Raw genomic sequence first — 23,669 nt, forward strand, 5'->3', positions numbered from 1 at the left:
TTGTGATCAGACGTCGAGAATCAGGCGAGCCGGATCTTCCAGCGCTTCCTTCATCGTCACCAGGCCAAGCACCGCCTCGCGACCGTCGATGATGCGGTGGTCGTAGGACATGGCCAGGTAGTTGATCGGACGAATCACGATCTGGCCGTTCTCGACCACCGGACGATCCTTGGTGGCGTGGATGCCGAGGATGGCGGACTGCGGCGGGTTGATGATCGGGGTCGACATCATCGAGCCGAACACCCCACCGTTGGAGATCGAGAAGGTGCCACCGGACAGGTCGTCGAGCGACAGCTTGCCGTCCTTGGCCCTCTGCCCGAACTCGGCGATCTTGAGTTCGATCTCGGCGATCGACATGGCTTCGGCGTTGCGCAGGATCGGCACGACCAGGCCGCGCGGCGAACCGACCGCGATGCCGATGTCGATGTAGCCGTGGTAGACGATGTCGTTGCCGTCGACCGAGGCGTTCAGGATCGGGAACTTCTTCAGCGCAGCCACCGCGGCCTTGACGAAGAAGCCCATGAAGCCCAGGCGTACGCCGTGCGCCTTCTCGAACTTGTCGCCGTACTGCTTGCGCAGGGCCATGACCGGCGCCATGTTGACCTCGTTGAACGTGGTCAGGATGGCGTTCTCGTTCTTCGACTGGATCAGGCGCTCGGCGATGCGGGCGCGCAGGCGGGTCATCGGCACGCGCTCTTCGGCACGGTCGCCGACGGCAGCGATCACCGCCGGGGCAGCGGCAGCCGCCTTGGGCTTGGCCGCCACGGCGTCTTCCTTGGTCACGCGACCGCCACGACCGGAACCGGCGACGTCAGCGGCAGCGATGCCCTTCTCGTCGAGGATCTTGCGCGCGGCCGGGCTGGCGGCGCCCGCAGCCGAGGACGCAGCCGGGGCGGCCGCCGGCGGAGTCACCGCCTGCACCGGCGCGGCGGCCGGGGCGGACGCGCCCGCGGCCTTGGCTTCGGTGTCGATCTGGGCGATCAGCTCGCCCGAGGTCACGGTGTCGCCGCCTTGCTTGATGATCTTGACCAGCACGCCATCGGCAGGCGCCGGGGTCTCGAGCACGACCTTGTCGGTCTCGATGTCGATCAGGTTCTCATCGCGCGAGACGGCCTCGCCTTCCTTCTTGTGCCAGGTGACCAGCGTGGCCTCGGACACGGACTCGGACAGCTGCGGTACTTTGACTTCGATCAGCATGGATTAATCTCCCTGGTTGTTCTTTCAGTTCGGGGACTGCGGTGTGGTGTCCTGGATCGGGCCGAACGCGTGCTCGATCACGTCCTTCTGCTGCTGGTTGTGCTTGGCGTAGTAGCCCACAGCCGGCGATGCGGCGGCCGGACGGCTGACCAGCAGCAGCTTGCGCTTGGTACCGAGCACATTCACCAGGTGCTGACGCGAGGCGAGCCAGTACCAGGCGCCCTGGTTGCGCGGCTCTTCCTGGCACCAGACGACCTCCTTGGCGTTCGGGAACTGCTCGATCGCCTTGCCGAACGCCTCCGCCGGGAAGGGATACAGCTGCTCGACGCGCACCAGCGCGGTGTCGGTGATCTTGTGCTCGCGACGGTGGGCCAGCAGCTCGTAGTAGATCTTGCCCTGGCACAGCACCACGCGCTTGACCTTCTTGGGATCGAGCTTCTCGATCTCCGGGATCACGGTCTGGAAGTGACCGTTCGCCAGTTCGTCGATCGAGGAGATCGCCTCCTTGTGCCGCAGCAGCGACTTCGGCGTGATGATGATCAGCGGCTTGCGCAGGCGGCGCACCATCTGGCGACGCAGCAGATGGAAGATCTGGGCCGGCGTGGTGGGCACGCAGATCTGCCAGTTGTTCTCGGCCGCCATGTTCATGAAGCGCTCGGGGCGGGCGGAGGAATGCTCCGGGCCCTGGCCCTCGTATCCATGCGGGAGCATCATCACCAGACCCGACAGGCGACCCCACTTGGCCTCGCCCGAGCTGATGAACTGGTCGATCACCACCTGGGCGCCGTTGACGAAGTCACCGAACTGGGCTTCCCAGACCACGAGCTCGTTGGGCTCGGCGGTCGAGTAGCCGTATTCGAAGGCCAGCAAGGCCTCTTCCGACAGCACCGAGTCGAAGCACTGGAAGCGTGCCTGGCCTTCCTGGATGTGCTCGAGCGGCTTGTAGGTGCCCTCGTCCCAGCGCTCGCGCTTCTGGTCGTGGAGCGCGGCGTGCCGATGGAAGAAGGTTCCGCGATTGACGTCCTCACCCGAGATCCGCACACCGTAGCCCTGCGCGAGCAGGCTCGCATAGGCGAGGTTCTCGCCCATGCCCCAGTCGAGCGGCAACTCGCCACGCGCCATCGCCGCGCGGTCGTCGATGATCTTCTTGACCCGCGAGTGCAGGGCAAAGCCCTCGGGGAGCGTGCTCAGGCGCTCACCCAGGCGCTTGACCTCCTGCACCGGGATGGCGGTCTCGGCCTCGTCGGTGTAGGGCTGCTTGAGATAAGGGGTCCAGTCCACAGCGTGCTGGCGGTTGTGCCCGGAGAGCACCGGGTTGTAGAGCAGCTCGCCGCGGTCAAGGTGCTCGCGGTACTCCGCGATCATCTTCTCGGGCTCGTCGGCGGTGATGGTGCCCTCGGCGACCAGGCGGTCGGCGTAGAGCTTGCGGGTGCCCGGGTGCTTCTGGATGCTGCGATACATCAGCGGCTGGGTGACCATCGGCTCGTCCTGCTCGTTGTGGCCGAGCTTGCGGAAGCAGATGATGTCGACCACCACGTCCTTCTTGAACTCCTGGCGGAACTCGATCGCCAGCGCGGTCACGAAGGCCACGGCCTCGGGGTCGTCGCCATTGACGTGGAAGATCGGCGCCTCGACCATCTTGAAGATGTCGGTGCAGTACAGCGAGGAGCGATAGTCGCGCGGATCGGAGGTCGTGAAGCCGATCTGGTTGTTGACGACGATGTGCATCGTCCCGCCCGTGCCGTAGCCGCGGGTCTGGGAGAAGTTCAGCATCTCCTGGTTGACACCCTGGCCTGCGACGGCGGCGTCGCCGTGGATCAGCACCGACAGCACCTCACCCTTCTCGGTGTCGCCGCGGCGAACCTGGCGTGCGTACACCGAGCCGGCCACCACCGGGTTGATGATCTCGAGGTGCGAGGGGTTGAACGCCAGCGTCAGGTGCATCGGGCCGCCCGGGGTCATGACGTCGCTCGAGAAGCCCATGTGGTACTTGACGTCACCCGCGGTGAGGTCGGCTGCGGCCTTGCCCTCGAACTCGGAGAACAGCATCGAGGGGGACTTGCCCAGGGTGTTCACCAGCACGTTCAGGCGGCCACGGTGGGCCATGCCGATCACCGTCTCGGCGACGCCGAGGCTGCCGGCGACGCGAATGATCTCGTCCATGGCGACGATCGCCGACTCGCCACCCTCGAGCGAGAAGCGCTTCTGACCGACGTACTTGGTGTGCAGGTAACGCTCGAGCGTCTCGGCTGCGGTGGTGCGCTCGAGGATGCGCTTCTTCATCTCCGCGGAGAACTTCGGCGTCCCGCGCACGCTCTCGAGGCGGCTCTGGATCCAGCGCTTCTGACCAATGTCGGTCATGTACATGTATTCGGCGCCGATCGAGCTGCAGTAGGTCTGACGCAAGGCCTCGAGGATCTCGCGCAGGCTCGCGTACTCGGTGTTGAAGCCGTGGAACGAGCCGACGTTGAAGCTCTTCGACAGATCGGCCTCGGTGAAGCCGTAGTAGGACGGCTCGAGCTCGGCGATCTGCGGGCGCTCGGTGCGCTTGAGCGGGTCGAGGTTGGCCCAGCGGTTGCCCAGGAAGCGATAGGCGTTGATCAGCTGCAGCACCGAGACCTGCTGCTTGTCTTCGCCACCGCCCGACACGATGGTGCGGACCGGGCCGCGCTTGGCCATCTGCTCGAAGGCGGCGATGATCGGGCCGTGGGCCACGTCACGCGCGGTCGCGCTGGCTTGCGCCTGGAGCTTGTCGAAATACTCGCGCCACTCCTCGGAGACCGACGCCGGGTCGGCCAGATAATTTTCGTACTGCTCTTCGATGAACGGCGCATTCGAGCCGAACAAGTGCGAAGTCTGTTCGAGTTGCTTCATCGTCATGAAAGCCACCTGTTGTGTGCTATTGCCCCGCTGTGCGGGTGATGCGGTGGTCGGGATCTGCCCCGGCGCCGGGTCCGAAGTGAAAACGGGATGGCCGCGCAGGCGCGACCACCCCGTACATCTCAGAGTCGGCGAAGCCTCCCTCCCCTCTCCATCGTCTCTTAAGGACGCTGTGCGAGTCCCGGGACGTCGCGACGCGCCGCACCGACGTACAGCTGGCGCGGACGGCCGATCTTGTATTCCGGATCCGTGATCATCTCTTCCCACTGCGTGATCCAGCCCACGGTGCGTGCCAGGGCGAAGATGCAGGTGAACATCGAGGTCGGGATGCCGAGCGCCTTCTGCACGATGCCCGAGTAGAAGTCGACGTTCGGGTAGAGCTTCTTCTCGACGAAGTACTCGTCCTCGAGTGCGATGCGCTCGAGTTCCTTCGCCAGCTTGAACAGGCGGTCGTTCTCGAGGCCCAGCTCGCCGAGCACGTCGGCGCAGACCTTGCCCATGAGCTTGGCGCGCGGATCGAAGTTCTTGTAGACGCGGTGGCCGAAGCCCATCAGCTTGAAGCTGTCGTTCTTGTCCTTCGCACGCTTGATGTACTCGCCGACGCGCGACACGTCGCCGATCTCCTCCAGCATGTTCAGGCAGGCCTCGTTCGCGCCGCCGTGCGCCGGCCCCCACAGGCAGGCGATACCGGCCGAGATGCAGGCGAAGGGGTTGGCGCCCGACGAGCCGGCCAGGCGGACGGTCGAGGTCGAGGCGTTCTGCTCGTGATCGGCGTGCAGGGTGAAGATGACGTCGAGCGCGCGCACCAGCACCGGATTGGGCTTGTACTCCTCGCACGGCGTGCCGAACATCATGTGCATGAAGTTCGCGGTGTAATCGAGGTCGTTGCGCGGGTACATGAACGGCTGGCCGCTGTTGTACTTGTAGGCCATCGCAACGATGGTCGGCAGCTTGGCGATCAGGCGATTGATCGAGATGTTGCGGTGCTCGGCGTCGGAGAAGTCCATCGCCTCGTGGTAGAAGGCCGACAGCGCGCCGACCACGCCGACCATGACCGCCATCGGGTGCGCGTCGCGGCGGAAGCCCGAATAGAACTTGGTCATCTGATCATGCACCATGGTGTGGCGCTTGATCGTGGTCTCGAATTCGACCTTCTGGGTCGCGTTGGGCAGTTCGCCGTTCTTGAGCAGGTAGGCAACCTCGAGGAAGTTGCACTGTTCGGCAAGTTGCTCGATCGGGTAACCGCGATACAGCAGCTCGCCCTTGTCACCATCGATGAAGGTGATATTCGACTTGCAGCTGGCGGTGGACAGGAAGCCCGAGTCGTAGGTGAAGAGGCCGGTCTTGCCGCCCAGGGTACGAATGTCGATGACATCCTGGCCGTGGGTGCCGGTCATGACCGGGAATTCGACGGTCTTGCCATCGACGGTGAGGGTTGCAGTGCGTTCAGTGCTCATAGATCGTCCCTTCTACTTGCCGGTTTAACTGCTTGTCGTGGTAATCGGACCGGTGCCGCTGCGTCACCCCTGACGCAGCAGTCCGATCATCTCCTTCCAGCGGTCGTTCTCACATGCCTTGCTGCCGTTGACCCACGCCCAGATGTCGTAGTCGTCGCAGCGCAGCAGGTCGTCCAGATCCGCCACCTGATCGTCGGTGAGACGATCGAAATGCCGCTCAAGAAAGCGCGTGAACACGAGGTCCAGCTCGAGCAAAGCCCGCCTGCACTGCCAGCGCACGCGCCCCCTGTTGATGCTCATCGTGCTGGCCCGACCTTATACCGCGCGCCGGACCATCATGTCCTTGATCTTGCCGATCGCACGGGTCGGATTCAGACCCTTCGGACAGACGTCGACGCAGTTCATGATGGTGTGGCAGCGGAACAGGCGATACGGATCCTCGAGGTTGTCGAGGCGCGCATTCGTGTCCTGGTCGCGGGTGTCGGCCAGGAAGCGGTAGGCAGCCAGCAGGCCGGCGGGGCCGACGAACTTGTCCGGGTTCCACCAGAACGACGGGCAGGAGGTCGAGCAGCACGCGCACAGGATGCACTCGTACAGGCCGTTGAGTTCCTCGCGGTCCTCCGGCGTCTGCAGGCGCTCGCGCTCGGGTGCCGGGTCGTTGTTGACCAGATACGGCTTGATCGAGTGGTACTGCTTGAAGAACTGCGTCATGTCCACGATCAGGTCGCGGATGACCGGCAGACCGGGCAGCGGGCGCAGCGTGATCGGCTGCTGCAGGCTGTCGATGTCGGTCAGGCAGGCCAGGCCGTTCTTGCCGTTGATGTTCATCGCATCGGAGCCGCACACGCCTTCACGGCACGAGCGACGGAAGGACATCGAATCGTCCTTAGCGCGCAGGCGAACCAGGGCGTCGAGCAGCTTCTTGTCGGAGGCCTCGAGCTCGACCGAGATGTCCTGCATGTAGGGCTTCTCGTCCTTGTCCGGATCGTAGCGGTAGATCTTGAATTGAACGGTACGCTTGGTCATGTGTGTATCTCCCGGGCGCTCAGTAAGTGCGCTTGGCGAGCGCGATCGGCTCGACGTCGTCGGACAGCGGCTTCAGGTTGACCGGCTTGTAGTCAAGCCGGTTGCCTTCGCTGTACCAAAGGGTGTGCTTGAGCCAGTTGGCGTCGTCACGGCCGTTCGGATTCTCCGCCGTATCCGGCGCGTCATCGCGCACATGTGCGCCACGCGACTCCTTGCGGGCCTCGGCCGACACGATGGTGGCACGCGCGACCTCGATCAGGTTGTCGAGCTCGAGCGCTTCCATGCGGGCGACGTTCCAGACCTTGGACTTGTCCTTGATCTCGGTGCGCTTGGCACGCTCCGCGATCTCGCCCATCTTCTGCACGCCTTCCTTGAGCAGGTTGTCGAAGCGGAACACGCCCGCGTGCTTCTGCATGGTGCGGCGCATGTCGAGACCGACGTCGAACACGCTCTCGCCATTGGTCTGTCCATCGAGACGGGCCAGGCGGGCGAGCGAGACGTCGGCAGCATCGGCCGGCAGCGGCTTGAGCTTGAGCTGACCGGACTGGAAGTCCTCCACGACCGTCTCGCCGGCCGACTTGCCGAACACCAGCAGGTCGAGCAGCGAGTTGGTGCCGAGGCGGTTGGCGCCATGCACCGAGGCGCAGGCGCACTCGCCCGCGGCGTAGAAACCGGCCACCGGGCTGTTCGGGTTGCCGTCCTTGGGCACGACCACCTGACCCTTGTAGTTGGTCGGGATACCGCCCATCTGGTAGTGGCAGGTCGGCACGACCGGGATCGGCGCCTTGATCGGATCGACGCCGGCGAACTGGATCGCGATCTCGCGAATGCCAGGCAGGCGCTTCATGATCGTCTCGGGCGACAGGTGGGTGATGTCGAGCAGCACGTGATCCTTGTCGGGACCGCAACCACGACCTTCGTTGATCTCGGTGGTCATCGCACGCGAGACCACGTCACGCGAGGCGAGGTCCTTGAGGTTCGGCGCATAGCGCTCCATGAAGCGCTCACCCGACGCGTTGCGCAGGATGCCGCCCTCGCCGCGCACGCCCTCGGTGATGAGCACGCCCGCGCCGGCGACGCCGGTCGGGTGGAACTGCCAGAACTCCATGTCCTCGAGCGGGATGCCGGCGCGCGCCGCCATGCCGACGCCGTCACCGGTGTTGATGAAGGCGTTGGTCGAGGAGTAGTAGATGCGACCGGCACCGCCGGTGGCGAAGACGGTGGCCTTGGCATGGAAGATCGAGACCTCGCCGGTCTCCATCTCCATCGCGGTCACGCCGAGCACGTCGCCGTCGGCATCGCGGATCAGGTCGAGCGCCATCCACTCCACGAAGAACTGGGTATTGGCGCGCACGTTGCGCTGGTAGAGCGCGTGCAGCATGGCGTGGCCGGTGCGGTCGGCGGCGGCACAGGAGCGCATCACCGGCGCCTGGCCGTAGTTCATCGAATGGCCACCGAACGGGCGCTGGTAGATCTTGCCGTTGTCGGTGCGGTCGAAGGGCATGCCGTAGTGCTCGAGCTCGATGACGACCTCGTTGGCCTTCTTGCACATGAACTCGATGGCATCCTGGTCGCCCAGCCAGTCCGAACCCTTCACGGTGTCGTACATGTGCCAGTGCCAGTTGTCCTCGGTGGAGTTTCCGAGCGAGGCGGCCACACCGCCCTGCGCCGCCACGGTGTGCGAGCGAGTCGGGAAGACCTTGGTCAGCACGGCGGTCTTCAGGCCGGCCTCGGAGAGTTGCAGGGCCGCACGCAGGCCGGCGCCACCCGCGCCGACGATGACTGCATCAAAGGTACGCTTGGCGACGTTCACGCTTAAAGCCTCCACAGAATCTGGGCCGCCCAGCCGGCATAGCCGACGAGCAGGAAGAGGGTGATCAGGTGCAGCGCGAGGCGCACACCGGTCGGCTTGATGTAGTCCATCCACAGGTCACGCACACCGATCCATGCGTGATAGAACACCGACAGGAAGAACAGGAAGCTGAGGAACTTGAACAAGCCGTTCGAGAACAGGCCGGACCATGCCTCATAGCTCAGTTCGGGCAGCGCAAGCGCACAGACTGCGAAGATGAGCGTGTAGATCGCCATGTATACGGCGGTGGCTCGCTGCGCGATCCAGTCCTTCAGGCCGTAGTGCGCGCCGACGGGTTGACGTTTCACCATAGTTTCACCCCGATGATGACGGTCAGCGCGATGCTGACACCGAGAACGATCTTGGAGGACTTGCGGGCGGACTCGAGATCGACACCCATGTGCATGTCGAGCAGCAGGAAGCGGATGCCGGCACAGAAGTGGTGCATGTACGCCCACAGCAGGCCGAGCAGAATGAGCTTGACGAACCAGTTGTCGACCACGGCAGCAAAGGTCTCGAAGGTCTCGGGCGACCCCAGGCTGCGATCCAGCAGGAACAACAGGAAAGGCAGCAGCAAGAAGATGCCGACGCCGCTGATCCGGTGCAGGATCGAGACGATACCCGGCAACGGGAGCCGGATCTGATTCAAGGCCAGGTGCTTCGGCCTTTGTTTACGCACTGTCGCTTCTGACATGAAGACTCCCCTCTGCATGTGCGACGGACCCCCGTCGCGGACTCCGAAAAGACATAATTATAGCGTCGCAGCTTGCCTGCAACTTACAGATGCGACGCTCAACTCAACTCATTCAGATAAAAATGCTCGGCGGTCGAGTACAACCCCCGCCGCCATTCGACCGGCCTGTCTCCGTACGTGTACGTGACGCGCTCGACCGACAGCAGCGGCGTCCCCTCGGGGAGCTTGAGCGCCTCGCTCGCGTTGCGGTCCGCCGCGACCGCACGGATGCGTTCCTGGGCGCGGATCATGCGCACACCGAAGCGACTCTCGAAAAGACTGTAGAGCGACCCGTGCCAGCCTTGCAGCGTCTCCGCGGTCAGCCCCTGGAAGACCTCGCCGGGCAGGTAGATCTCGTCGATCACGACCGGCCTGTTCGAGAATCTGAGAAGGCGACGCACGATGATGATCGGCGCGCCGGGCTCGATGCCGAGCATGCGCGAGGCTTCCTGCCCGGCCTTTGCGCGCCAGCAGTCGAGCGGTATGCTCTGCGGCGGCGACAGGTCCCCATCGATCGGCACCAGCCGGAGGAAGCGGAATAGCGCGCGCGGGTCGTTGTGCGAGGCGACGTAGGTGCCTTTGCCCTGCTTGCGCACGAGCAGGTTCTCGGCCGCCATCTCGTCGATCGCCTTGCGCACCGTGCCCTGGGAAACGCTGAACCGCGAAGCGAGTTCCTGCTCGCTCGGGATCGCCTGCCCGGGACGCCATTCGCCAGACTCAAGCGCCTGAAGAATCAAGGCCTTGATCTGGCGATAGAGCGGGCTGAAGGTGGGCGATTCATGCGACATGCGCGCATTTGAGCACAAAATTCTATTGACGTCTATTGTTCCTCTTATATCTTATATAAGACATAAGATGCCATTTGACAGGGCAGGATCAAGTCATTACCATCCTTGCGCCCATACGGAACCCGGGCAGCAAGGGTTCTGTCGCGGCCGGATGACAGGACGCAAGGCAGGCCGGCAGGTCCGCGGCCACCGCCCCACCCTCCCGTTCGGCGCTGCCGGGCAGGATTCGAGCACATTAACGACCGTCTCACTCGAGGGAGTAAAACATGAGCAAAGCCCCCATGCGCGTCGCTGTCACCGGCGCCGCCGGCCAGATCGGCTACAGCCTGCTGTTCCGCATCGCCAGCGGTGAAATGCTGGGCAAGGACCAGCCCGTCATCCTGCAACTGCTCGACCTGCCCCAGGCTCAGAAGGCGGTGAAGGGCGTCATGATGGAGCTGGAGGACTGCGCCTTCCCGCTGCTGGCCGGCATGATCGCCACCGACGACCCCAACGTCGCCTTCAAGGACGCTGACGTCTGCCTGCTGGTCGGTGCCCGCCCGCGCGGCCCCGGCATGGAGCGTGCCGACCTGCTGACCGCCAACGGCGCCATCTTCACCGTCCAGGGCAAGGCCATCGCCGAGAACGCCAAGGAAGACGTGCGCGTGCTGGTCGTGGGCAACCCCTGCAACACCAACGCCTACATCGCCCGCGCCGCCGCCATCAAGGTCGGCCGCACCAACCCGAACAACTACCACGGCATGCTGCGCCTGGATCACAACCGCGCGCTGTCGCAGCTCGCCGCCAAGTCCGGCCGTGAAGTGTCGTCGCTGAAGAAGATGGTCGTGTGGGGCAACCACTCGCCCTCGATGTACGCCGACTACCGCTTCTGCGAGTCGAACGGCGACAGCGTCAAGGCGCTGATCAACGACCACGCCTGGAACAACGACGTGTTCCTGCCCACCGTCGGCAAGCGCGGTGCTGCCATCATCGAGGCCCGTGGCCTGTCCTCGGCCGCCTCGGCCGCCAACGCCGCCATCGACCACGTGCGTGACTGGGTGCTCGGCTCCAACGACTGGGTCACCATGGGCGTCCCGTCCGACGGCTCCTACGGCATCCCGGAAGGCGTCGTGTTCGGCTTCCCCTGCGAGTGCAAGGACGGCCAGTTCAAGATCATCCAGGGTCTGGAGATCGACGAGTACTCCAAGGGCAAGATCGCGATCACGCTCAAGGAACTCGAGGACGAGCGCGCGGCCGTGGCCGACATGCTGAAGTAATCAGCGTACCCGGGGCGGCCCCGAGCCGCCCCCGCGCGAGGCCACGGGGTAGAATCCGTGGCCTTTTTCATTTCCGCGTCGCCCCGCGGGGCCCGGCGCGACGCCCCGCCCCACAGCGGCAAGCGCGCCGCCAAACCGCCCCAAACAGCCCCCATCCGAGGAGCCCGACATGTCGCTTCACCCCGCCCAGGTCCTGTTCGCCGGCGAAAAGCCCTTCCCTGCCCTGCCCGCCGTCGACCACTACGCCGGCGCCGAGAAGCTGATGATGAAGGCGCTCAAGCTGCAGCAGGAGCTCGGTCCGGTGTTCGACATCACCTGCGACTGCGAGGACGGCGCGCGCGCCGGCGCCGAGGCCGAGCACGCGCAGATGGTGGTCGAGGTCGTCAATGGCGCCGAGAACCACTTCGGCCGCGTCGGCGCGCGCATCCACGACATCACCCATCCGCACTGGCAGCGCGACCTGGAGATCCTGGTCGGCGGCGCCGGACATCGCCTCGCCTTCGTGACCATCCCCAAGGTGCGCTCGGCAGCCGACGCGGCCGAGCAGATCCGCGAACTGCGCCGCGTCGAGGCCGCCTGCAGCCTGGCGCGTCCGCTGCCGGTTCACGTGCTGATCGAGACCCACGGCGCGCTGCGCGAGGCCTGGGAGATCGCCGCGCTCGACGGCGTGGAGTCGCTCGACTTCGGTCTGATGGATTTCGTCTCCGGCCACCACGGCGCCATCCCCGGCAGCGCGATGAAGAGCCCCGGACAGTTCGAGCACCCGCTGATCGTCCGCGCCAAGGCCGACATCGCCGCCGCGGCGCTCGCCAACGGCGTCGTGCCCTCGCACAACGTCACCACCGAGCTGCAGGACGTCGCGGTGATCCGCCACAACGCCGAGCGCGCCCGCCGCGAGTTCGGCTACCTGCGCATGTGGAGCATCCACCCCAACCAGATCCTGCCGATCATCGCCGCGATGCAGCCCGACTTCACCGAGGTCGAGGAAGCGTCCGAGATCCTCGTCTCCGCCCAGGACGCCGCCTGGGGACCGATCCAGCACAAGGGTCGCCTGCACGACCGCGCCTCGTATCGTTACTACTGGGAGCTGCTGCAGCGCGCGCGCAACACCGGCATGGAACTCCCGGAGGCGGCGCGGCAGCGCTTCTTCACGCCCCACCCGGTCGCCTGAACGGCGCCACGGCCGGCGGCCGACGGCCGCTCAAGCTGCGCGGCCCGCTCCGCAGCCCTGCCGGTCCGCGCGCGCAGGCGCCCTCAACCCGCCTTTGCGAGCGCCTCGATGACGTCCAGAAAGCCGCCGAGCAGGGGCCCGACCGGTCCGGCCGCGGTCGCCACCGCAAGGCGGAACTGCGCCTCCGCATCGCTCAGCGCCAGGTAACGCACCCGCGCCATGCGCACGGTCTCGAGCGGCGCCGGCAGCAGCGCGATGCCCAGGCCGGCCGCCACGAGGCCGATCTGCGTCGTCGCCTCGCGCGCCGTCTGCACGATGCGCGGCTCGAAGCCGGCCTGCCGGCAGAGCGCACGCAGCACCGCCGGCAGGTCGGTGCCGACATCGTCGGGGAAGCTGATGAAGTCCTCATCGCGCAGATCGGCAATCGACACCGCCCCGCCCGCCGCCAGCCGATGCCCCGCATTCACCACCACCCGCAAGGGATTGCGCGCCACCTCGCGCAGCACGATGCCGTCCGGCGCGCGCCCGGCCTGCAGACGCACGAAGCCGACGTCGAGTTCGCCGCGCGCGAGCGCGCCGAACTGCTCCGGCGTGAACATCTCGCGCAGTTGCAGGCGCACCGCCGGGTAGCGCCGGCGGTAGGCGTGCAGCGCGTCGGGCAGCAGGTCGGTGAAGGGCAGCGACGAGGTGAAGCCCACCCGCAGCTCGCCCGACTCCCCGCGCGCGGCGCGCTGGGCCTCGGCGACCGCCTCGCCCACGCCGGCGAGAATGCGGCGGGCATGGTCGAGGAAGCACTTCCCCGCTGGCGTCAGGGCGACGCGGCGCTGGGTGCGCTCGAACAGGCGCACGCCCATCTCGCCCTCCAGGTCGCGGATCTGCATCGACAGCGGCGGCTGGCCGATGTGCAGCCGCGCCGCCGCGCGGGTGAAGTTCAGCTCCTCGGCCACGGCGACGAAGTAGCGCAGATGTCGCAGCTCCATTGATCGCTTCCGTATATCAATAACGCCTGTCGAATATATTGGACCGACTCGCGGGCGGCAACATAGCATCCCACCATGCCCCAGCCCATCGCCGCTTCCGCTTCCGATGCCGCCACGCCTTCGGCCTACCTCGAGGCGGGCACCCCCGAATACCGCCGCGCCAACATCGCGATGTTCATCGGCGGCTTCGCCACCTTCGCGCTCGTCTATTGCACCCAGCCCCTGCTGCCGCTGCTCGCATCCGAGTTCGGCGTCAGCGCGGCGAGCGCCAGTCTGAGCGTGTCGGCCACCACCGCCGGGCTCGCACTGATGCTGATTCCGGGCAGCGTGCTCGCCGACCGCCTCGGCCGCCAGCAACTGATGAAGTTGGCGCTCGCCATCGCCGCCGTGCTCGCGCTCGCCACCGCCTTCGCCCCGGACTTCCTGTCATTGCTGGTGCTGCGTGCCCTGCTCGGCGCGGTGCTCGCCGGGCTGCCCGCGGCAGCCATGGCCTACATCGGCGAGGAGGTCGCCCCCATGGCCCAGGCGCGCGCGATGGGGCTCTATATCGCCGGCAACGCGCTCGGGGGGATGAGCGGGCGCTTCGTCGGCGCCCTCATCACCGACGCGAGCTCGTGGCGCACCGCGCTCGCGGTCATCGGCGTGTTCGGGCTGGCGTCGGCGGTGGTGTTCTGGCGCCGGCTGCCGGCCTCGCGCCACTTCGTGCCGCGCGCGGCCACGCCGGCACGCATCTTCCGTGACGCGCTGGCGATCTATCGCGACCCCGGCCTGCCGTGGCTGTTCCTTATCGCCTTCCTAGCCATGGGCGCCTTCGTCGGGCTCTACAACTTCCTCGGCTTCCGCCTGCTCGAGCAGCCGTATGCGCTCGGCCAGAGCGCGATCGGGGCGATCTTCCTGCTCTACCTGGTCGGCACCTGGGCCTCGGCGCTCAGCGGCCGGCTGGCCGAACGCCACGGACGGCAGACATCGACCTGGAAGATGGTGGCGGTGATGGGTGCCGGCCTGGCGCTGACGCTGGCGCAGCCGCTGTGGCTGATCATCGCTGGCGTGGGCGTGTTCACCTTTGGCTTCTTCGCCGCCCATGCGCTCGCCAGCGGCTGGGTGGGGCGGCGGGCGGGCGAGCGGCGGGCGCTCGCCTCGGCGCTCTATTTGTCGAGCTACTACCTCGGCGCCAGCGTCATCGGCAGTCTGGCCGGCACCGCGTGGACCGCCGGACACTGGAGCGGGCTGTCGGCGCTGCTCGGCGCCTGCGTGCTCGGGACCGGCGCGGTCGCGCTCTGGCTGCGCCGCCTGCCTACTTGAGGTTGCCGGACAGGAACTGACGCAGGCGCTCGCTCTTCGGCTGTCCGAAAACCTGCGCCGGCGGCCCGCTCTCTTCCGCCTGGCCCTGGTGCAGGAACATCACCTGGCTCGACACCTCGCGCGCGAAGCCCATCTCGTGGGTCACCACCACCATGGTGCGCCCCTCCTCGGCCAGGCCGCGCATCACCTTCAGCACCTCGCCCACCAGTTCCGGGTCGAGCGCCGAGGTCGGCTCGTCGAACAGCAGCACCGCCGGCTCCATCGCCAGCGCGCGCGCGATCGCCACGCGCTGCTGCTGGCCGCCCGACAGGTGGGCCGGATAGCTGTCCCTGAAGCGGCTGATGCCGACCTTGTCGAGATAGGCCATCGCACGCTCGCGCGCTTCCTTCTTCGGTATGCCCAGCACATGCACCGGTGCCTCGACGACGTTCTCGAGCACCGTCATGTGCGCCCACAGGTTGAAGTGCTGGAACACCATCGCCAGCCGCGTACGCAGGCGCTGCAGCTGCCTGGCGTCCGCCACCTTCAGGTGGCCGTCCTTGCCCGGCACCAGGCGGATCTCCTCGCCGACGACGCTGATGCGCCCGGCGTCGGGTTGCTCGAGGAAGTTGATGCAGCGCAGGAAGGTGCTCTTGCCCGAGCCGGACGAACCGATGATGGTGATCACGTCGCCCGCCTCGGCCGACAGCGACACGCCCTTCAGCACCTCGTGGTCGCCGTAGCGCTTGTGCAGGTCTTCGACGGTAAGCTGGGTCATGGAGAGAAATCCTTGAAGCGGGGCTCACGCCGCCTTGCGCAGCGGCTTGCGCGGCTGCAGGTGGGCGAGCCAGCGCCGCTCGGCGACGCGGAACAGGCCGACCAGCGCGAAGGTGATGCCGAGATAGATCAGACCGGCAAAGATGAAGGCCTCGAACGGTGCGAAGAACTGCGAGTAGGCATTGCGCGCTGCCCCGGTGAGGTCGATCAGCGTCACGGTCGAGGCGATCGAGGTGCCATGCAGCATGAAGATGATCTCGTTGCTGTAGGCCGGCAGCGCGCGGCGCAGGGCACCCGGCAGCAGGATGCGGCGCAGCATGGTGAGGCGGCTCATGCCGCAGGCGCGCGCGGCTTCGATCTCGCCGTGCGGCATCGCGCGCAGGGCGCCGGCGATGATCTCGGTGGTGTAGGCGCCGGTGTTGAGCGCGAAGGTGACCAGCGCACAGCCGTAGGGGTCGCGGAAGACCAGCCAGAAGGCGTTTCCTGCCTCCCACTGCGCCCGGATCCACTCGAACTGCCCGAGGCCGTAGTACATCAGCAGCAGCTGCACCAGCATCGGCGTGCCGCGGAAGAAATAGCTGTAGGCCCACACCGGTGCGGAAAGCCAGCGATTCGGCGACACACGGAGCACCGCGAGCGGGATCGCCAGCACCAGGCCGGCGATCAGCGACAGCACGGTGAGCTTCACCGTCAGCCACAGCCCGTCGAGGTAGGCGGGCCAGCTTTCGGCGAAAAGGCTCCACTCGATCATGCCGCCGCCCTCCGCACGCCCACCGAGTAGCGCCGCTCGAGCCAGCCGAAGACCAGCCCGGACAACGCCGTCAGCAGCAGGTAGAACACGCACACCACGGCGTAGAACAGGAAGGGCTCGTGCGTCGTGCGGCCGGCCTGATCGGCGAGCCAGGTGATGTCCGAGAGGCCGATGATCGACACCAGCGCGGTGCTCTTCTGCATGACCTGCCAGTTGTTGCCCAGGCCGGGCAAGGCATGGCGCAGCATCTGCGGGAACAGGATGCGGTGGAACACCTGCCAGCGGCTCATGCCGTAGGCCCGCCCGGCCTCGAGCTGCCCCGCCGGCACCGCCATGAAGGCGCCGCGGAAGGTCTCGGTGAAATAGGCCCCGAAGATGAAGCCGAGCGTCACCACACCGGCGACGAAGGGGTTGACGTCGACATACTCCAGGCCGAGCGCGTCGGTGATCACGTTGATGCCGACCTGACCGCCGTAGAAGATCAGCAGCATCATCACCAGGTCGGGAATGCCGCGCACGACCGTCGTGTAGACGGTGGCGGGCAGTCTCAGCAGCGGATTCGGCGACAGCCGCGACGAGGCGCCGATCAGCCCGAGCACGAGCGCGAGCAGCAGCGAGAACACCGCCACGCGCAAGGTCACCCAGGCGCCGTCGAGAATGGAAGGAAGATAACCGTGGAGCATCGGTAAGGCCCCTGCCCGGTCGCGCATGCGGCCCGTGCCGGAAGCAGAAACATGAAGGCGGCCATCAGGCCGCCGCCGGGGTCATGCAGCGCGGCGTGCGGCGCCTCGGGCCCGCACGCCGCCTGCGCAGTCACTCGCCGTAGATGTCGTAGTCGAAGTACTTCTTGCGGATCTCGTCGTACTTGCCGTTGGCGCGGATGGTGGCCAGCGCCTTGTTCAGCTTGTCCTTGAGCTCGGTGTCCTGCTTGCGCAGCGCGATGCCCACGCCCTCGCCGATCACGCCCTTCTCGTCCGCATTGCGACCGTGGTAGAGACCACCGGCAAACTCGTAACCCGCGCCAGCCGGCTGCTTCAGGAAGCCGCCGTCGGCAACCAGCGCGTCGGCCCAGGCGGCATCGATGCGACCCGCCGACAGGTCGAGGTAGGCTTCTTCCTGGCGGGCGTAGCGCACCACGGTCACGCCCTGCTCCGCCCAGAAGCGGGTGGCGAAGCTGTCGGCCACGGTGCCACGCTGCACGCCGATTCGCTTGCCCTTGAGCAGGTTCAGCTCGGGCAGCAGGTCGCTACCCTTCTTTGCCACCAGGCCCAGCGGGGTGGCGTAGTACTTGTCGGTGAAATCGACCCGCTTCTTGCGCTCCTCGGTGATCGACATCGAGGCCGAGATGGCGTCGAACTTGCGGCTCAGCAGCGCAGGAATCATGCCGTCCCACTCCTGCTTGACCCACACGCACTTGGCCTTGAGCTCCTCGCACAGCGCGTTGGCGACATCCACGTCCAGCCCCGCCACCGCACCGCTCGTGTCCACAGTGTTGAACGGGGGGTAGGCGCCTTCGGTGGCGAAGCGGATGGTGTCCCAGTCCTTGGCCATCGCGCCCTGGGCAGCCAGCGTCAGCGCGGCCAGCATCAGCGTGCGTCGGATCATGTGTGGTCCTTCATTGAACGTTAACGGCGGCATTCTAACCGCTGCAATGCCCGCCGTTCGCGGATTTCACCGAAAACGGACGATGCTGCACTGCGGCAAAGCCATTGATTCAGCGCAGCTTTTCAGCCAATGCCTGCGCCAGCACCTGCGCCGCGGGGGGGTGGAAACGGAAGAAGAGCTCCGGCTCGACGAGCTCGAGCTCCATGAGGCGGAACACCCCCAGCCCAGTCCGCACGAAGTCCACCCGGGCATACAGCGGCAAGCTCGGGCAAGCTGCCACCGCCGCCTCGGCGAAGGCGCGCTCGGCGGCGTCCGGGTCATGGGGATGCACGGTGCCGCCATGGTCGTCCTGCACGCGGAAGTCGCCCGCGCGTGGCGTCTTGCGGATCGCGTGCGTGCTGCGGCCGTCGATCACGACCAGCGACAGCTCGCCGTGGTCGAGCACCGCCGGCTCGAACACCTGCACCATCATCGCCTCCTGCGCCACGCAGCGGGCGAACACCGCCTCGTGCGCGGCCACCGTCTCCCGGCTCACCCGGAAGGTCAGCCGCGCGGCACCGGAGACTGCCGGCTTGAAGACGATCTCGTCCCAGCCCTCGGCCGCCATGATCGCGGCCAGCGAGGCCGCCTCGCCGCGCTCGACGAAGCGCGTCGGCACGATCGCCACGCCACGCGCCGCCAGGTCGGCGAGGTAGTGCTTATCCACGTTCCAGCGGATCAGGCCGGCGTCGTTGAACAGTCGGGTCGCCGTCGAGGCGCGCTCGAGCCAGGGCGAGAACTCGGCAAAGCGGTCGAAGTAGTCCCAGGTCGAGCGGAAGAGCGCGCAGCCGCAGCGCGTCCAGTCCACGGCCGGGTCGGCCCACGAACGGCGCGCAACGCGCAGGCCCAGTTCGCCGAGCGCCGACGCCAGCAGATCTTCCTCGCGCGCGATCTGGGCCTGGTACCAGTCCTTCGTGTCGAGCTGGACGTAGCGGTCCTCGGTGAGGATCAGCACGTCGGTCGGCTTTGCAGTCATCGCGGGCCTGTGGCGTAATCGGGGGCCGCGATTCTAGCAAGACTGCCATGTCCCAGCCTGCCCTCCCCGAAGCACCCGTCCCGCTCTCCGTGCTCGACCTCGCGCCGATCACCGCCGGCAGCACCCCCGCCGATGCACTGCGCAACACGCGCGAGCTCGCCCAGCTCGCAGACCGTTGCGGCTACACCCGCTACTGGCTGGCCGAGCACCACAACATGACCGGCATCGCCAGCGCCGCCACCGCGGTGGTAATCGCCCACGTGGCCGGCGCCACCGAGCGCATCCGCGTCGGCGCCGGCGGCATCATGCTGCCCAACCACGCGCCGCTGGTGATCGCCGAACAGTTCGGCACGCTCGAGTCCCTGTTCCCGGGCCGCATCGACCTCGGCCTCGGCCGCGCGCCGGGCACCGACCAGCACACCGCGCGCGCGCTGCGCCGCCACCTCGCCGGCAGTGACGACAGCTTCCCGCAGGACGTGCTCGAGCTGCAGTCCTACTTCCGCCCGGCGCAGCCCAATCAGGCTGTCCGCGCGGTGCCCGGCGCCGGGTTGAACGTGCCGATCTGGCTGCTCGGCTCCAGCCTGTACAGCGCCGAGTTCGCCGCCCACCTCGGCCTGCCCTTCGCCTTCGCCTCGCACTTCGCGCCACGCTTCCTGTTCAAGGCCATCGAGCTTTACCGCAGCCGCTTCCAGCCTTCGGAACAGCTCGACAAGCCCTATGTGGCGGTCGCCGCCAACGTGATCGCGGCCGACACGGACGCCGAGGCGCAGCACCTGCTGGGCTCGCTGCGCCTGCGCTTCGCTGCCATGGCGCGCGGCGTGCGCGGCCAGTTGCAGCCGCCTGAGGCCTTTGTCGAAGCCGACTGGTCGCCCGCCGAACTGGCCTTTGCCGACGAATCGCTGGCGTGCTCGGCGGTCGGCTCGCCGAACGAAGCGCGCCGACAACTCGAGAGCCTGATCGCGCAGACCGGCGCCGACGAACTCATCCTCACCGCACAGATCTTCGATCACGCCGCGCGGCTCAAGTCGTTCGCGCTCGTGGCCGAGGCGTGGGGGCTCCCAGCCCTCACCCCTGCTGGTCAGAACTCGGCAGCCGCTCCAGCATGAAGCGCTCGTAGCCCTGCAGCACCAGCTCGCGCGTCTTCGTCACGTCGGCCTCGACCGCGCCGTTGAAGACGCCGAGCCCGTCGAGAATGTCGCGCGCCTCGCCGAACCCCTTCTCGAAACCGCCGCGGATCACATCCATGAAGTCGCGCAGCACGGTCTCGGGATCGTCGTCGGGACGGCGTGCGGCGTAGGCATCGAAGAACGCCGTCGACATCGACACGATGCGCCCGGCGGTGGCCTCGGCGGAGTTGTCCTGGCTCATCGCGTTCTGGATGGCATCCGGGCCCAGGGTCGGCGCGAGCGCCTCGTTGATGCCCTCGATCGCGGTGCGCAGCAGCAAGGCCTGAGACTCGTCGCCCGCGCGGATCGACACCGCCATCGAGGCCTGCAGGATGCCGACGTTCAGATCCTTGCGCAGGGAGGCCTCGGAGGGCAGCTCCTGACGCTGTACGCGCGAGGCCGCGGCGCTGTTCTGGCGCGCGGCCTCGGCGGGCTGGAAGGCGCCGCTGGCAAGGGCAGAAGTGGCGGGCAAAGTCGTATTCATGGATGGCTCCGGTAGCGGGTTCTCTCGTTTTCATTCTAGCCCTCGGCGGAACAAGTCGCCCCGCGGGCATGCCCCCTACCCGCCCCGCAAGATGCTGAATTCCCTGAACAAGCGACTCGGCAAGGGCACCTCCAGCCGCCAGTGGATGCTCATCGGCTTCGCGCCCTCGGCCCGCTCCAGCGTCACCGGGCCGCAGGCGCGGTACGGCGCTCCCCTTGCAGCGCGCACGAAAAGCTGAAAGCGCCAGCCATTGCCCGGACTCTCCAGATACCGACGCCCTGCCGGCGTCTCCGGCCCCGCCGCGTTCTGTGACTGCCAGTGAAACAACTCGGGGCTGATCGCGTAGTCCCTATATGCGATGCGCTCGTGATAACCCTCACGCTTGTCCAGCGTCACGAACAGCAACTCGACCTTACGCTCGGGCAGCGCGAGGACGCCGGCCTGGAAAGGCGTGCGCCGGCTCGGGCTGAGCCAGCCCAGCGCCGTGAGGATCTCGCGGATACCGTAGGCCGCGTGCAGGCAGAGCGGCACGTCCTCCAGTACTGGCACCGCCTGCGCCCGCAAGCTGCTGCGCGCCTGCAATATCCCGCCCAGCTCGGCGAGTTCGGCCGTGTGCTCGGGGTGTTGCTGCAGCCGCTGCAGGAAATCCTCGCCGCGCCCCTTCTGATGCTGCTGGGCATCGACCTGGTATGCGAGCATCTGCAGCAGGCGTCGTGACCGCTCGCCCCGCAGCAAATAAGCGGCGTCCGGCTCGCGCAGGGCACACAGCAGATCGGTCCGCGCCGGGTCATCGATGTGCAGCAGATCGCCGAAGCGGCGCCCGAAGTAGTCGTCCTCGCTGCCCGGCGGCGTGCTCAGAAGCCCCGCGTCGCGCTTGAGGTTGGTCCAGCCCGAGCGCCCGCTGCTGCGATAGAGGTCATCGAGCTCGATCGCCTGCTCGGCGAGGAAGCTGGCGAGCCGGATATCGGTGCGTCCGCGCAGCGCGGCGTAGGCCTGAAGCTCCGTCCTCAGCCGCCGCCAGTTCTGTTGCACCAGCTTGCGCAGGCTGCGCAGCACCTGCTCGCGGGTCTGGCGCTGCAGGTGGATGTGGCAACCCGGCGGCAGCAGGCCGAAGCCCTTGTCCACCGCCTCGATCAACTGCGCACGCGACAGCCCGGTGAGCGTCGACAGCAGGCGATCGAAGCGGAACTCCTCGCGGTGGCGGCCGACGAAATCGAGGATCAGGCAGCTCTCCTTGCCCTTGGCCAGGCGCAGGCCGCGGCCGATCTGCTGCTGGAACAGCACCGGGCTCTGCGTCGGGCGCAGCAGGATCAGCGTGTCGACCAAAGGCAGGTCGACGCCCTCGTTGTAAAGGTCGCAGGTCACCAGCGCGGCCACTTCGCCGCGGGCCAGAAGCTCTGGCGCACGGCGGCGTTCGTCGGTGGGCGTGTCGCCCACCACGCACAGCGCCTTGATGCCGGCCCGGTTCAGTCGCGCGGTCATGTCCTGCGCATGCGCCACCGAGACGCAGAACACCAGCGCGCGCCCGCGCGCCGGGTCGCCCGCCAGGCGCCGCCATTCGTCGAGCATCAGGCGCGCGCGGACGTCGTTGCCGGTGACCAGCCTCTCGATCGCCGCCACCTCGCCCGCCTGCTGCCAGGGCACCGCGGAGAAATCCGTCTCGTCGTCGCAGGCGTAATACTCGAAGGGGCACAGCAACTGCTGGTCGAGCGCATGCCAGAGCCGCAGCTCGACCGCCGGCGAGCCATCCGGCCGGTTGTCGAAGTAGCCCAGGATCGGCTTGCCGTCGCTGCGCTCCGGCGTCGCCGTCAGCCCCAGCAGCACACTCGGGCGCACGGCGCTGACAAAGGCATCGAAGCGGTCTGCCGCCAGACGATGGCACTCGTCGACCACCACGGTGTGCCAGTGATCTGCACCGCAGCGCGACACCAGCTCACGCGCGGCAACGCTGTCGATGGTCGCGAACAGATGGTCGAAGCCCTCGGGCTGCGCGCCGCCGACCAGCACCTCGCCGAAAGAGTGGTCGCGCAGCACCTCGCGATAGGTGCGCAGCGCCTGCTTCAGGATCTCCTCGCGGTGCGCCACGAACAGCAGCCGCGGCTGCCCACCCTGCAGATGGCAGAGCCGCTTGTAGTCGAAGGCCGCCACCACCGTCTTGCCCGTTCCGGTCGCGGCGACGACCAGATTGCGCCAGCGGCCGTGATCGCGCTCGATCTGCAGTTGGTCGAGCATCTCCTGCTGGTAGGCCTTGGGCTCGAGGTCGAAATAGGTGGGCCGAGCGATGATGTCGTCGCCGGACTCGCGCTTGAGCGCCTCGCCGAGCGCCTTGCGATGCGCCGGGTTGGCGGGGTCGTAGCCCTGGAACTCGCTGTCCTCCCAAAGCGTCTCGAAGTGCGCGCTGGCGCGCTCGAACAGATCGGGCTGGCCGCGCTCGGTGAACTTCACCGTCCATTCCAGCCCGCCCATCAAGGCCGCGCCCGACAGGTTGGCGCTGCCCACGTAGGCGGAACCGAAGCCGGTGCGGCGGCGGAACAGCCAGGCCTTGGCGTGCAGACGGGTGCGCCGGCCGTCCAGTGACACGCGGATCGCGCAGCCCGGCAGCCGGGCGAGTTCGTCCAGCGCGCGGATCTCGGTGGCGCCGGTGTAGGTGGTGGTGAGCACGCGCAGGCGCGTGCGCGGCTCGCCATCCGGCCCGACCGCGGTAATCGATTGCAGGATATCGAGCAGCTTGCGCACGCCGGAATGGGTGATGAAGCTCACCAGGATGTCCACCTGATCACAGGCAGCCAGCTCGCGGCGCAGCTCGGTCAGCAACGACGGCGAGCCCTTGCCCGCGGTGAAGAGCCAGGGGAAAGCCAGGCCGGTCTCCGGTATCGACGGTTTGGGCAACCGCTGGTGGATGGCCTGCAGAATCTGTGGCGGCGCGGACAGCGTCTCGGCCTCGCCCGCGCGCTTGCCGAGACGCTGCTTCAGGCTGACGAGCAGGAAATTGACGAGCTCGAGCTGCTGGCGGAGCTTATCGGCGCCCTCGCCGTGCAGGTCGTCTAGGATGCGGGCGAGTTGGGAGGCGAGCGCGTCGGCCAGGCGCTCGGGGGCGTCTTCCGCGGTGAGGGGTTTGAGGCTGTGCGCGTGCGCGTCCGTCGTCCGGGTGACGGCGTCGCGAAGGGCCTCGGTGAGGAGTTGGTCGTAGAGACCATCAGGGAGTGTCATACGATTCCCGCTGCTCCTCCGCCTTGGCGAATGGTCCCTG

General features: G+C 67.1%; 21 protein-coding genes. 4 read left to right on the plus strand and 17 right to left on the minus strand.

Going from position 1 to position 23,669, the window contains the following annotated elements:
- Nucleotides 1-6: 6 nt before the first annotated feature.
- From odhB to AAG895_RS11780, 9 genes are all read right to left on the minus strand, one after another.
- Nucleotides 7-1,197, minus strand: a complete 1,191-nt coding sequence (gene odhB, locus AAG895_RS11740) for a 2-oxoglutarate dehydrogenase complex dihydrolipoyllysine-residue succinyltransferase (RefSeq protein WP_345792192.1) — start codon at nucleotides 1,195-1,197, stop codon at nucleotides 7-9.
- A gap of 24 nt (nucleotides 1,198-1,221) precedes the next feature.
- The gene (locus AAG895_RS11745) at nucleotides 1,222-4,077 is read right to left on the minus strand and encodes a 2-oxoglutarate dehydrogenase E1 component (protein WP_345792193.1); all 2,856 of its coding nucleotides are present in this window, start codon (nucleotides 4,075-4,077) and stop codon (nucleotides 1,222-1,224) included.
- Nucleotides 4,078-4,238: 161 nt separating this feature from the next.
- On the minus strand, nucleotides 4,239-5,534 hold the full coding sequence (gene gltA, locus AAG895_RS11750; protein WP_345792194.1) for a citrate synthase: 1,296 nt from the start codon (nucleotides 5,532-5,534) through the stop codon (nucleotides 4,239-4,241).
- 63 nt (nucleotides 5,535-5,597) lie between these two features.
- Nucleotides 5,598-5,834, minus strand: coding sequence for a succinate dehydrogenase assembly factor 2 (locus AAG895_RS11755; RefSeq protein ID WP_345792195.1), 237 nt, complete (start codon nucleotides 5,832-5,834; stop codon nucleotides 5,598-5,600).
- Between the two features lie 15 nt (nucleotides 5,835-5,849).
- The gene (locus AAG895_RS11760) at nucleotides 5,850-6,560 is read right to left on the minus strand and encodes a succinate dehydrogenase iron-sulfur subunit (protein WP_345792196.1); all 711 of its coding nucleotides are present in this window, start codon (nucleotides 6,558-6,560) and stop codon (nucleotides 5,850-5,852) included.
- Between the two features lie 19 nt (nucleotides 6,561-6,579).
- Nucleotides 6,580-8,373 (minus strand): succinate dehydrogenase flavoprotein subunit, encoded by a 1,794-nt coding sequence (gene sdhA / locus AAG895_RS11765; RefSeq protein ID WP_345792197.1) that lies wholly within the window; start codon nucleotides 8,371-8,373, stop codon nucleotides 6,580-6,582.
- Nucleotides 8,374-8,375: 2 nt separating this feature from the next.
- Nucleotides 8,376-8,723: a succinate dehydrogenase, hydrophobic membrane anchor protein gene (gene sdhD, locus AAG895_RS11770; RefSeq protein ID WP_345792198.1), complete on the minus strand. Its 348-nt coding sequence runs from the start codon at nucleotides 8,721-8,723 to the stop codon at nucleotides 8,376-8,378.
- Complete coding sequence (gene sdhC, locus AAG895_RS11775) at nucleotides 8,717-9,106, minus strand: succinate dehydrogenase, cytochrome b556 subunit (protein WP_345792199.1); 390 nt, start codon at nucleotides 9,104-9,106, stop codon at nucleotides 8,717-8,719. The genes sdhD and sdhC overlap by 7 nt, the downstream gene beginning before the upstream one ends.
- A 98-nt stretch (nucleotides 9,107-9,204) precedes the next feature.
- On the minus strand, nucleotides 9,205-9,933 hold the full coding sequence (locus AAG895_RS11780; protein WP_345792200.1) for a GntR family transcriptional regulator: 729 nt from the start codon (nucleotides 9,931-9,933) through the stop codon (nucleotides 9,205-9,207).
- 266 nt (nucleotides 9,934-10,199) lie between these two features.
- On the opposite strand from AAG895_RS11780, the gene AAG895_RS11785 reads away from it, so the two are divergent.
- Together AAG895_RS11785 and AAG895_RS11790 are read left to right on the plus strand one after the other, a co-directional pair.
- Nucleotides 10,200-11,189, plus strand: coding sequence for a malate dehydrogenase (locus AAG895_RS11785; protein WP_345792201.1), 990 nt, complete (start codon nucleotides 10,200-10,202; stop codon nucleotides 11,187-11,189).
- 169 nt (nucleotides 11,190-11,358) lie between these two features.
- Nucleotides 11,359-12,360 (plus strand): aldolase/citrate lyase family protein, encoded by a 1,002-nt coding sequence (locus AAG895_RS11790; RefSeq protein ID WP_345792202.1) that lies wholly within the window; start codon nucleotides 11,359-11,361, stop codon nucleotides 12,358-12,360.
- A gap of 83 nt (nucleotides 12,361-12,443) precedes the next feature.
- On the opposite strand, the gene AAG895_RS11795 is transcribed toward AAG895_RS11790, so the two are convergent.
- Entirely contained in the window at nucleotides 12,444-13,340 is an 897-nt protein-coding gene (locus tag AAG895_RS11795) for a LysR substrate-binding domain-containing protein (RefSeq protein WP_345792203.1), read from the minus strand.
- A gap of 171 nt (nucleotides 13,341-13,511) precedes the next feature.
- Between AAG895_RS11795 and AAG895_RS11800 the strand changes: the two genes are divergently transcribed.
- Nucleotides 13,512-14,642: an MFS transporter gene (locus AAG895_RS11800; protein WP_345795284.1), complete on the plus strand. Its 1,131-nt coding sequence runs from the start codon at nucleotides 13,512-13,514 to the stop codon at nucleotides 14,640-14,642.
- Here AAG895_RS11800 and AAG895_RS11805 read toward each other — a convergent pair.
- The 5 genes from AAG895_RS11805 to AAG895_RS11825 form a co-directional block, all read right to left on the minus strand.
- Nucleotides 14,635-15,399, minus strand: coding sequence for an ABC transporter ATP-binding protein (locus AAG895_RS11805; protein ID WP_345792204.1), 765 nt, complete (start codon nucleotides 15,397-15,399; stop codon nucleotides 14,635-14,637). The two genes, AAG895_RS11800 and AAG895_RS11805, sit on opposite strands and share 8 nt — an antisense overlap.
- A 24-nt stretch (nucleotides 15,400-15,423) precedes the next feature.
- Nucleotides 15,424-16,149 (minus strand): ABC transporter permease, encoded by a 726-nt coding sequence (locus tag AAG895_RS11810; RefSeq protein WP_345792205.1) that lies wholly within the window; start codon nucleotides 16,147-16,149, stop codon nucleotides 15,424-15,426.
- A complete protein-coding gene (locus tag AAG895_RS11815) occupies nucleotides 16,146-16,832 on the minus strand; it encodes an ABC transporter permease (RefSeq protein ID WP_345792206.1) in 687 nt (228 codons plus the stop codon). The genes AAG895_RS11810 and AAG895_RS11815 overlap by 4 nt, the downstream gene beginning before the upstream one ends.
- 130 nt (nucleotides 16,833-16,962) lie before the next feature.
- Complete coding sequence (locus tag AAG895_RS11820) at nucleotides 16,963-17,754, minus strand: ABC transporter substrate-binding protein (RefSeq protein ID WP_345792207.1); 792 nt, start codon at nucleotides 17,752-17,754, stop codon at nucleotides 16,963-16,965.
- A gap of 109 nt (nucleotides 17,755-17,863) precedes the next feature.
- Nucleotides 17,864-18,769 carry a hypothetical protein gene (locus tag AAG895_RS11825; RefSeq protein WP_345792208.1) on the minus strand — a complete coding sequence of 302 codons (906 nt, stop codon included), beginning with the start codon at nucleotides 18,767-18,769 and terminating at the stop codon, nucleotides 17,864-17,866.
- A gap of 47 nt (nucleotides 18,770-18,816) precedes the next feature.
- On the opposite strand from AAG895_RS11825, the gene AAG895_RS11830 reads away from it, so the two are divergent.
- Nucleotides 18,817-19,875: an LLM class flavin-dependent oxidoreductase gene (locus tag AAG895_RS11830; protein WP_345792209.1), complete on the plus strand. Its 1,059-nt coding sequence runs from the start codon at nucleotides 18,817-18,819 to the stop codon at nucleotides 19,873-19,875.
- On the opposite strand, the gene AAG895_RS11835 is transcribed toward AAG895_RS11830, so the two are convergent.
- Both AAG895_RS11835 and AAG895_RS11840 read right to left on the minus strand, forming a co-directional pair.
- Nucleotides 19,835-20,419 (minus strand): DUF5610 domain-containing protein, encoded by a 585-nt coding sequence (locus AAG895_RS11835; RefSeq protein ID WP_345792210.1) that lies wholly within the window; start codon nucleotides 20,417-20,419, stop codon nucleotides 19,835-19,837. The genes AAG895_RS11830 and AAG895_RS11835 overlap by 41 nt on opposite strands.
- Before the next feature lie 75 nt (nucleotides 20,420-20,494).
- Entirely contained in the window at nucleotides 20,495-23,629 is a 3,135-nt protein-coding gene (locus tag AAG895_RS11840; RefSeq protein WP_345792211.1) for a DUF3427 domain-containing protein, read from the minus strand.
- Nucleotides 23,630-23,669 lie beyond the last annotated feature (40 nt).

The sequence above is a fragment of the Thauera sp. JM12B12 genome, from assembly GCF_039614725.1.
GTDB lineage: Bacteria > Pseudomonadota > Gammaproteobacteria > Burkholderiales > Rhodocyclaceae > Thauera.

What these genes read in the sequence shown, in the direction of transcription:
- AAG895_RS11790 (WP_345792202.1), top strand. Translation starts at nt 11,359, where the DNA reads ATGTCGCTTCACCCCGCCCAGGTCCTGTTCGCCGGCGAAAAGCCCTTC.
- sdhC (WP_345792199.1), bottom strand. Translation starts at nt 9,106, where the DNA reads ATGTCAGAAGCGACAGTGCGTAAACAAAGGCCGAAGCACCTGGCCTTG.
- gltA (WP_345792194.1), bottom strand. Translation starts at nt 5,534, where the DNA reads ATGAGCACTGAACGCACTGCAACCCTCACCGTCGATGGCAAGACCGTC.
- odhB (WP_345792192.1), bottom strand. Translation starts at nt 1,197, where the DNA reads ATGCTGATCGAAGTCAAAGTACCGCAGCTGTCCGAGTCCGTGTCCGAG.
- AAG895_RS11840 (WP_345792211.1), bottom strand. Translation starts at nt 23,629, where the DNA reads ATGACACTCCCTGATGGTCTCTACGACCAACTCCTCACCGAGGCCCTT.
- AAG895_RS11815 (WP_345792206.1), bottom strand. Translation starts at nt 16,832, where the DNA reads ATGCTCCACGGTTATCTTCCTTCCATTCTCGACGGCGCCTGGGTGACC.
- AAG895_RS11795 (WP_345792203.1), bottom strand. Translation starts at nt 13,340, where the DNA reads ATGGAGCTGCGACATCTGCGCTACTTCGTCGCCGTGGCCGAGGAGCTG.
- AAG895_RS11820 (WP_345792207.1), bottom strand. Translation starts at nt 17,754, where the DNA reads ATGATCCGACGCACGCTGATGCTGGCCGCGCTGACGCTGGCTGCCCAG.
- AAG895_RS11745 (WP_345792193.1), bottom strand. Translation starts at nt 4,077, where the DNA reads ATGACGATGAAGCAACTCGAACAGACTTCGCACTTGTTCGGCTCGAAT.
- AAG895_RS11805 (WP_345792204.1), bottom strand. Translation starts at nt 15,399, where the DNA reads ATGACCCAGCTTACCGTCGAAGACCTGCACAAGCGCTACGGCGACCAC.
- AAG895_RS11810 (WP_345792205.1), bottom strand. Translation starts at nt 16,149, where the DNA reads ATGATCGAGTGGAGCCTTTTCGCCGAAAGCTGGCCCGCCTACCTCGAC.
- AAG895_RS11780 (WP_345792200.1), bottom strand. Translation starts at nt 9,933, where the DNA reads ATGTCGCATGAATCGCCCACCTTCAGCCCGCTCTATCGCCAGATCAAG.
- AAG895_RS11835 (WP_345792210.1), bottom strand. Translation starts at nt 20,419, where the DNA reads ATGAATACGACTTTGCCCGCCACTTCTGCCCTTGCCAGCGGCGCCTTC.
- AAG895_RS11760 (WP_345792196.1), bottom strand. Translation starts at nt 6,560, where the DNA reads ATGACCAAGCGTACCGTTCAATTCAAGATCTACCGCTACGATCCGGAC.
- AAG895_RS11785 (WP_345792201.1), top strand. Translation starts at nt 10,200, where the DNA reads ATGAGCAAAGCCCCCATGCGCGTCGCTGTCACCGGCGCCGCCGGCCAG.
- AAG895_RS11755 (WP_345792195.1), bottom strand. Translation starts at nt 5,834, where the DNA reads ATGAGCATCAACAGGGGGCGCGTGCGCTGGCAGTGCAGGCGGGCTTTG.
- AAG895_RS11800 (WP_345795284.1), top strand. Translation starts at nt 13,512, where the DNA reads ATGTTCATCGGCGGCTTCGCCACCTTCGCGCTCGTCTATTGCACCCAG.
- AAG895_RS11825 (WP_345792208.1), bottom strand. Translation starts at nt 18,769, where the DNA reads ATGACTGCAAAGCCGACCGACGTGCTGATCCTCACCGAGGACCGCTAC.
- sdhD (WP_345792198.1), bottom strand. Translation starts at nt 8,723, where the DNA reads ATGGTGAAACGTCAACCCGTCGGCGCGCACTACGGCCTGAAGGACTGG.
- AAG895_RS11830 (WP_345792209.1), top strand. Translation starts at nt 18,817, where the DNA reads ATGTCCCAGCCTGCCCTCCCCGAAGCACCCGTCCCGCTCTCCGTGCTC.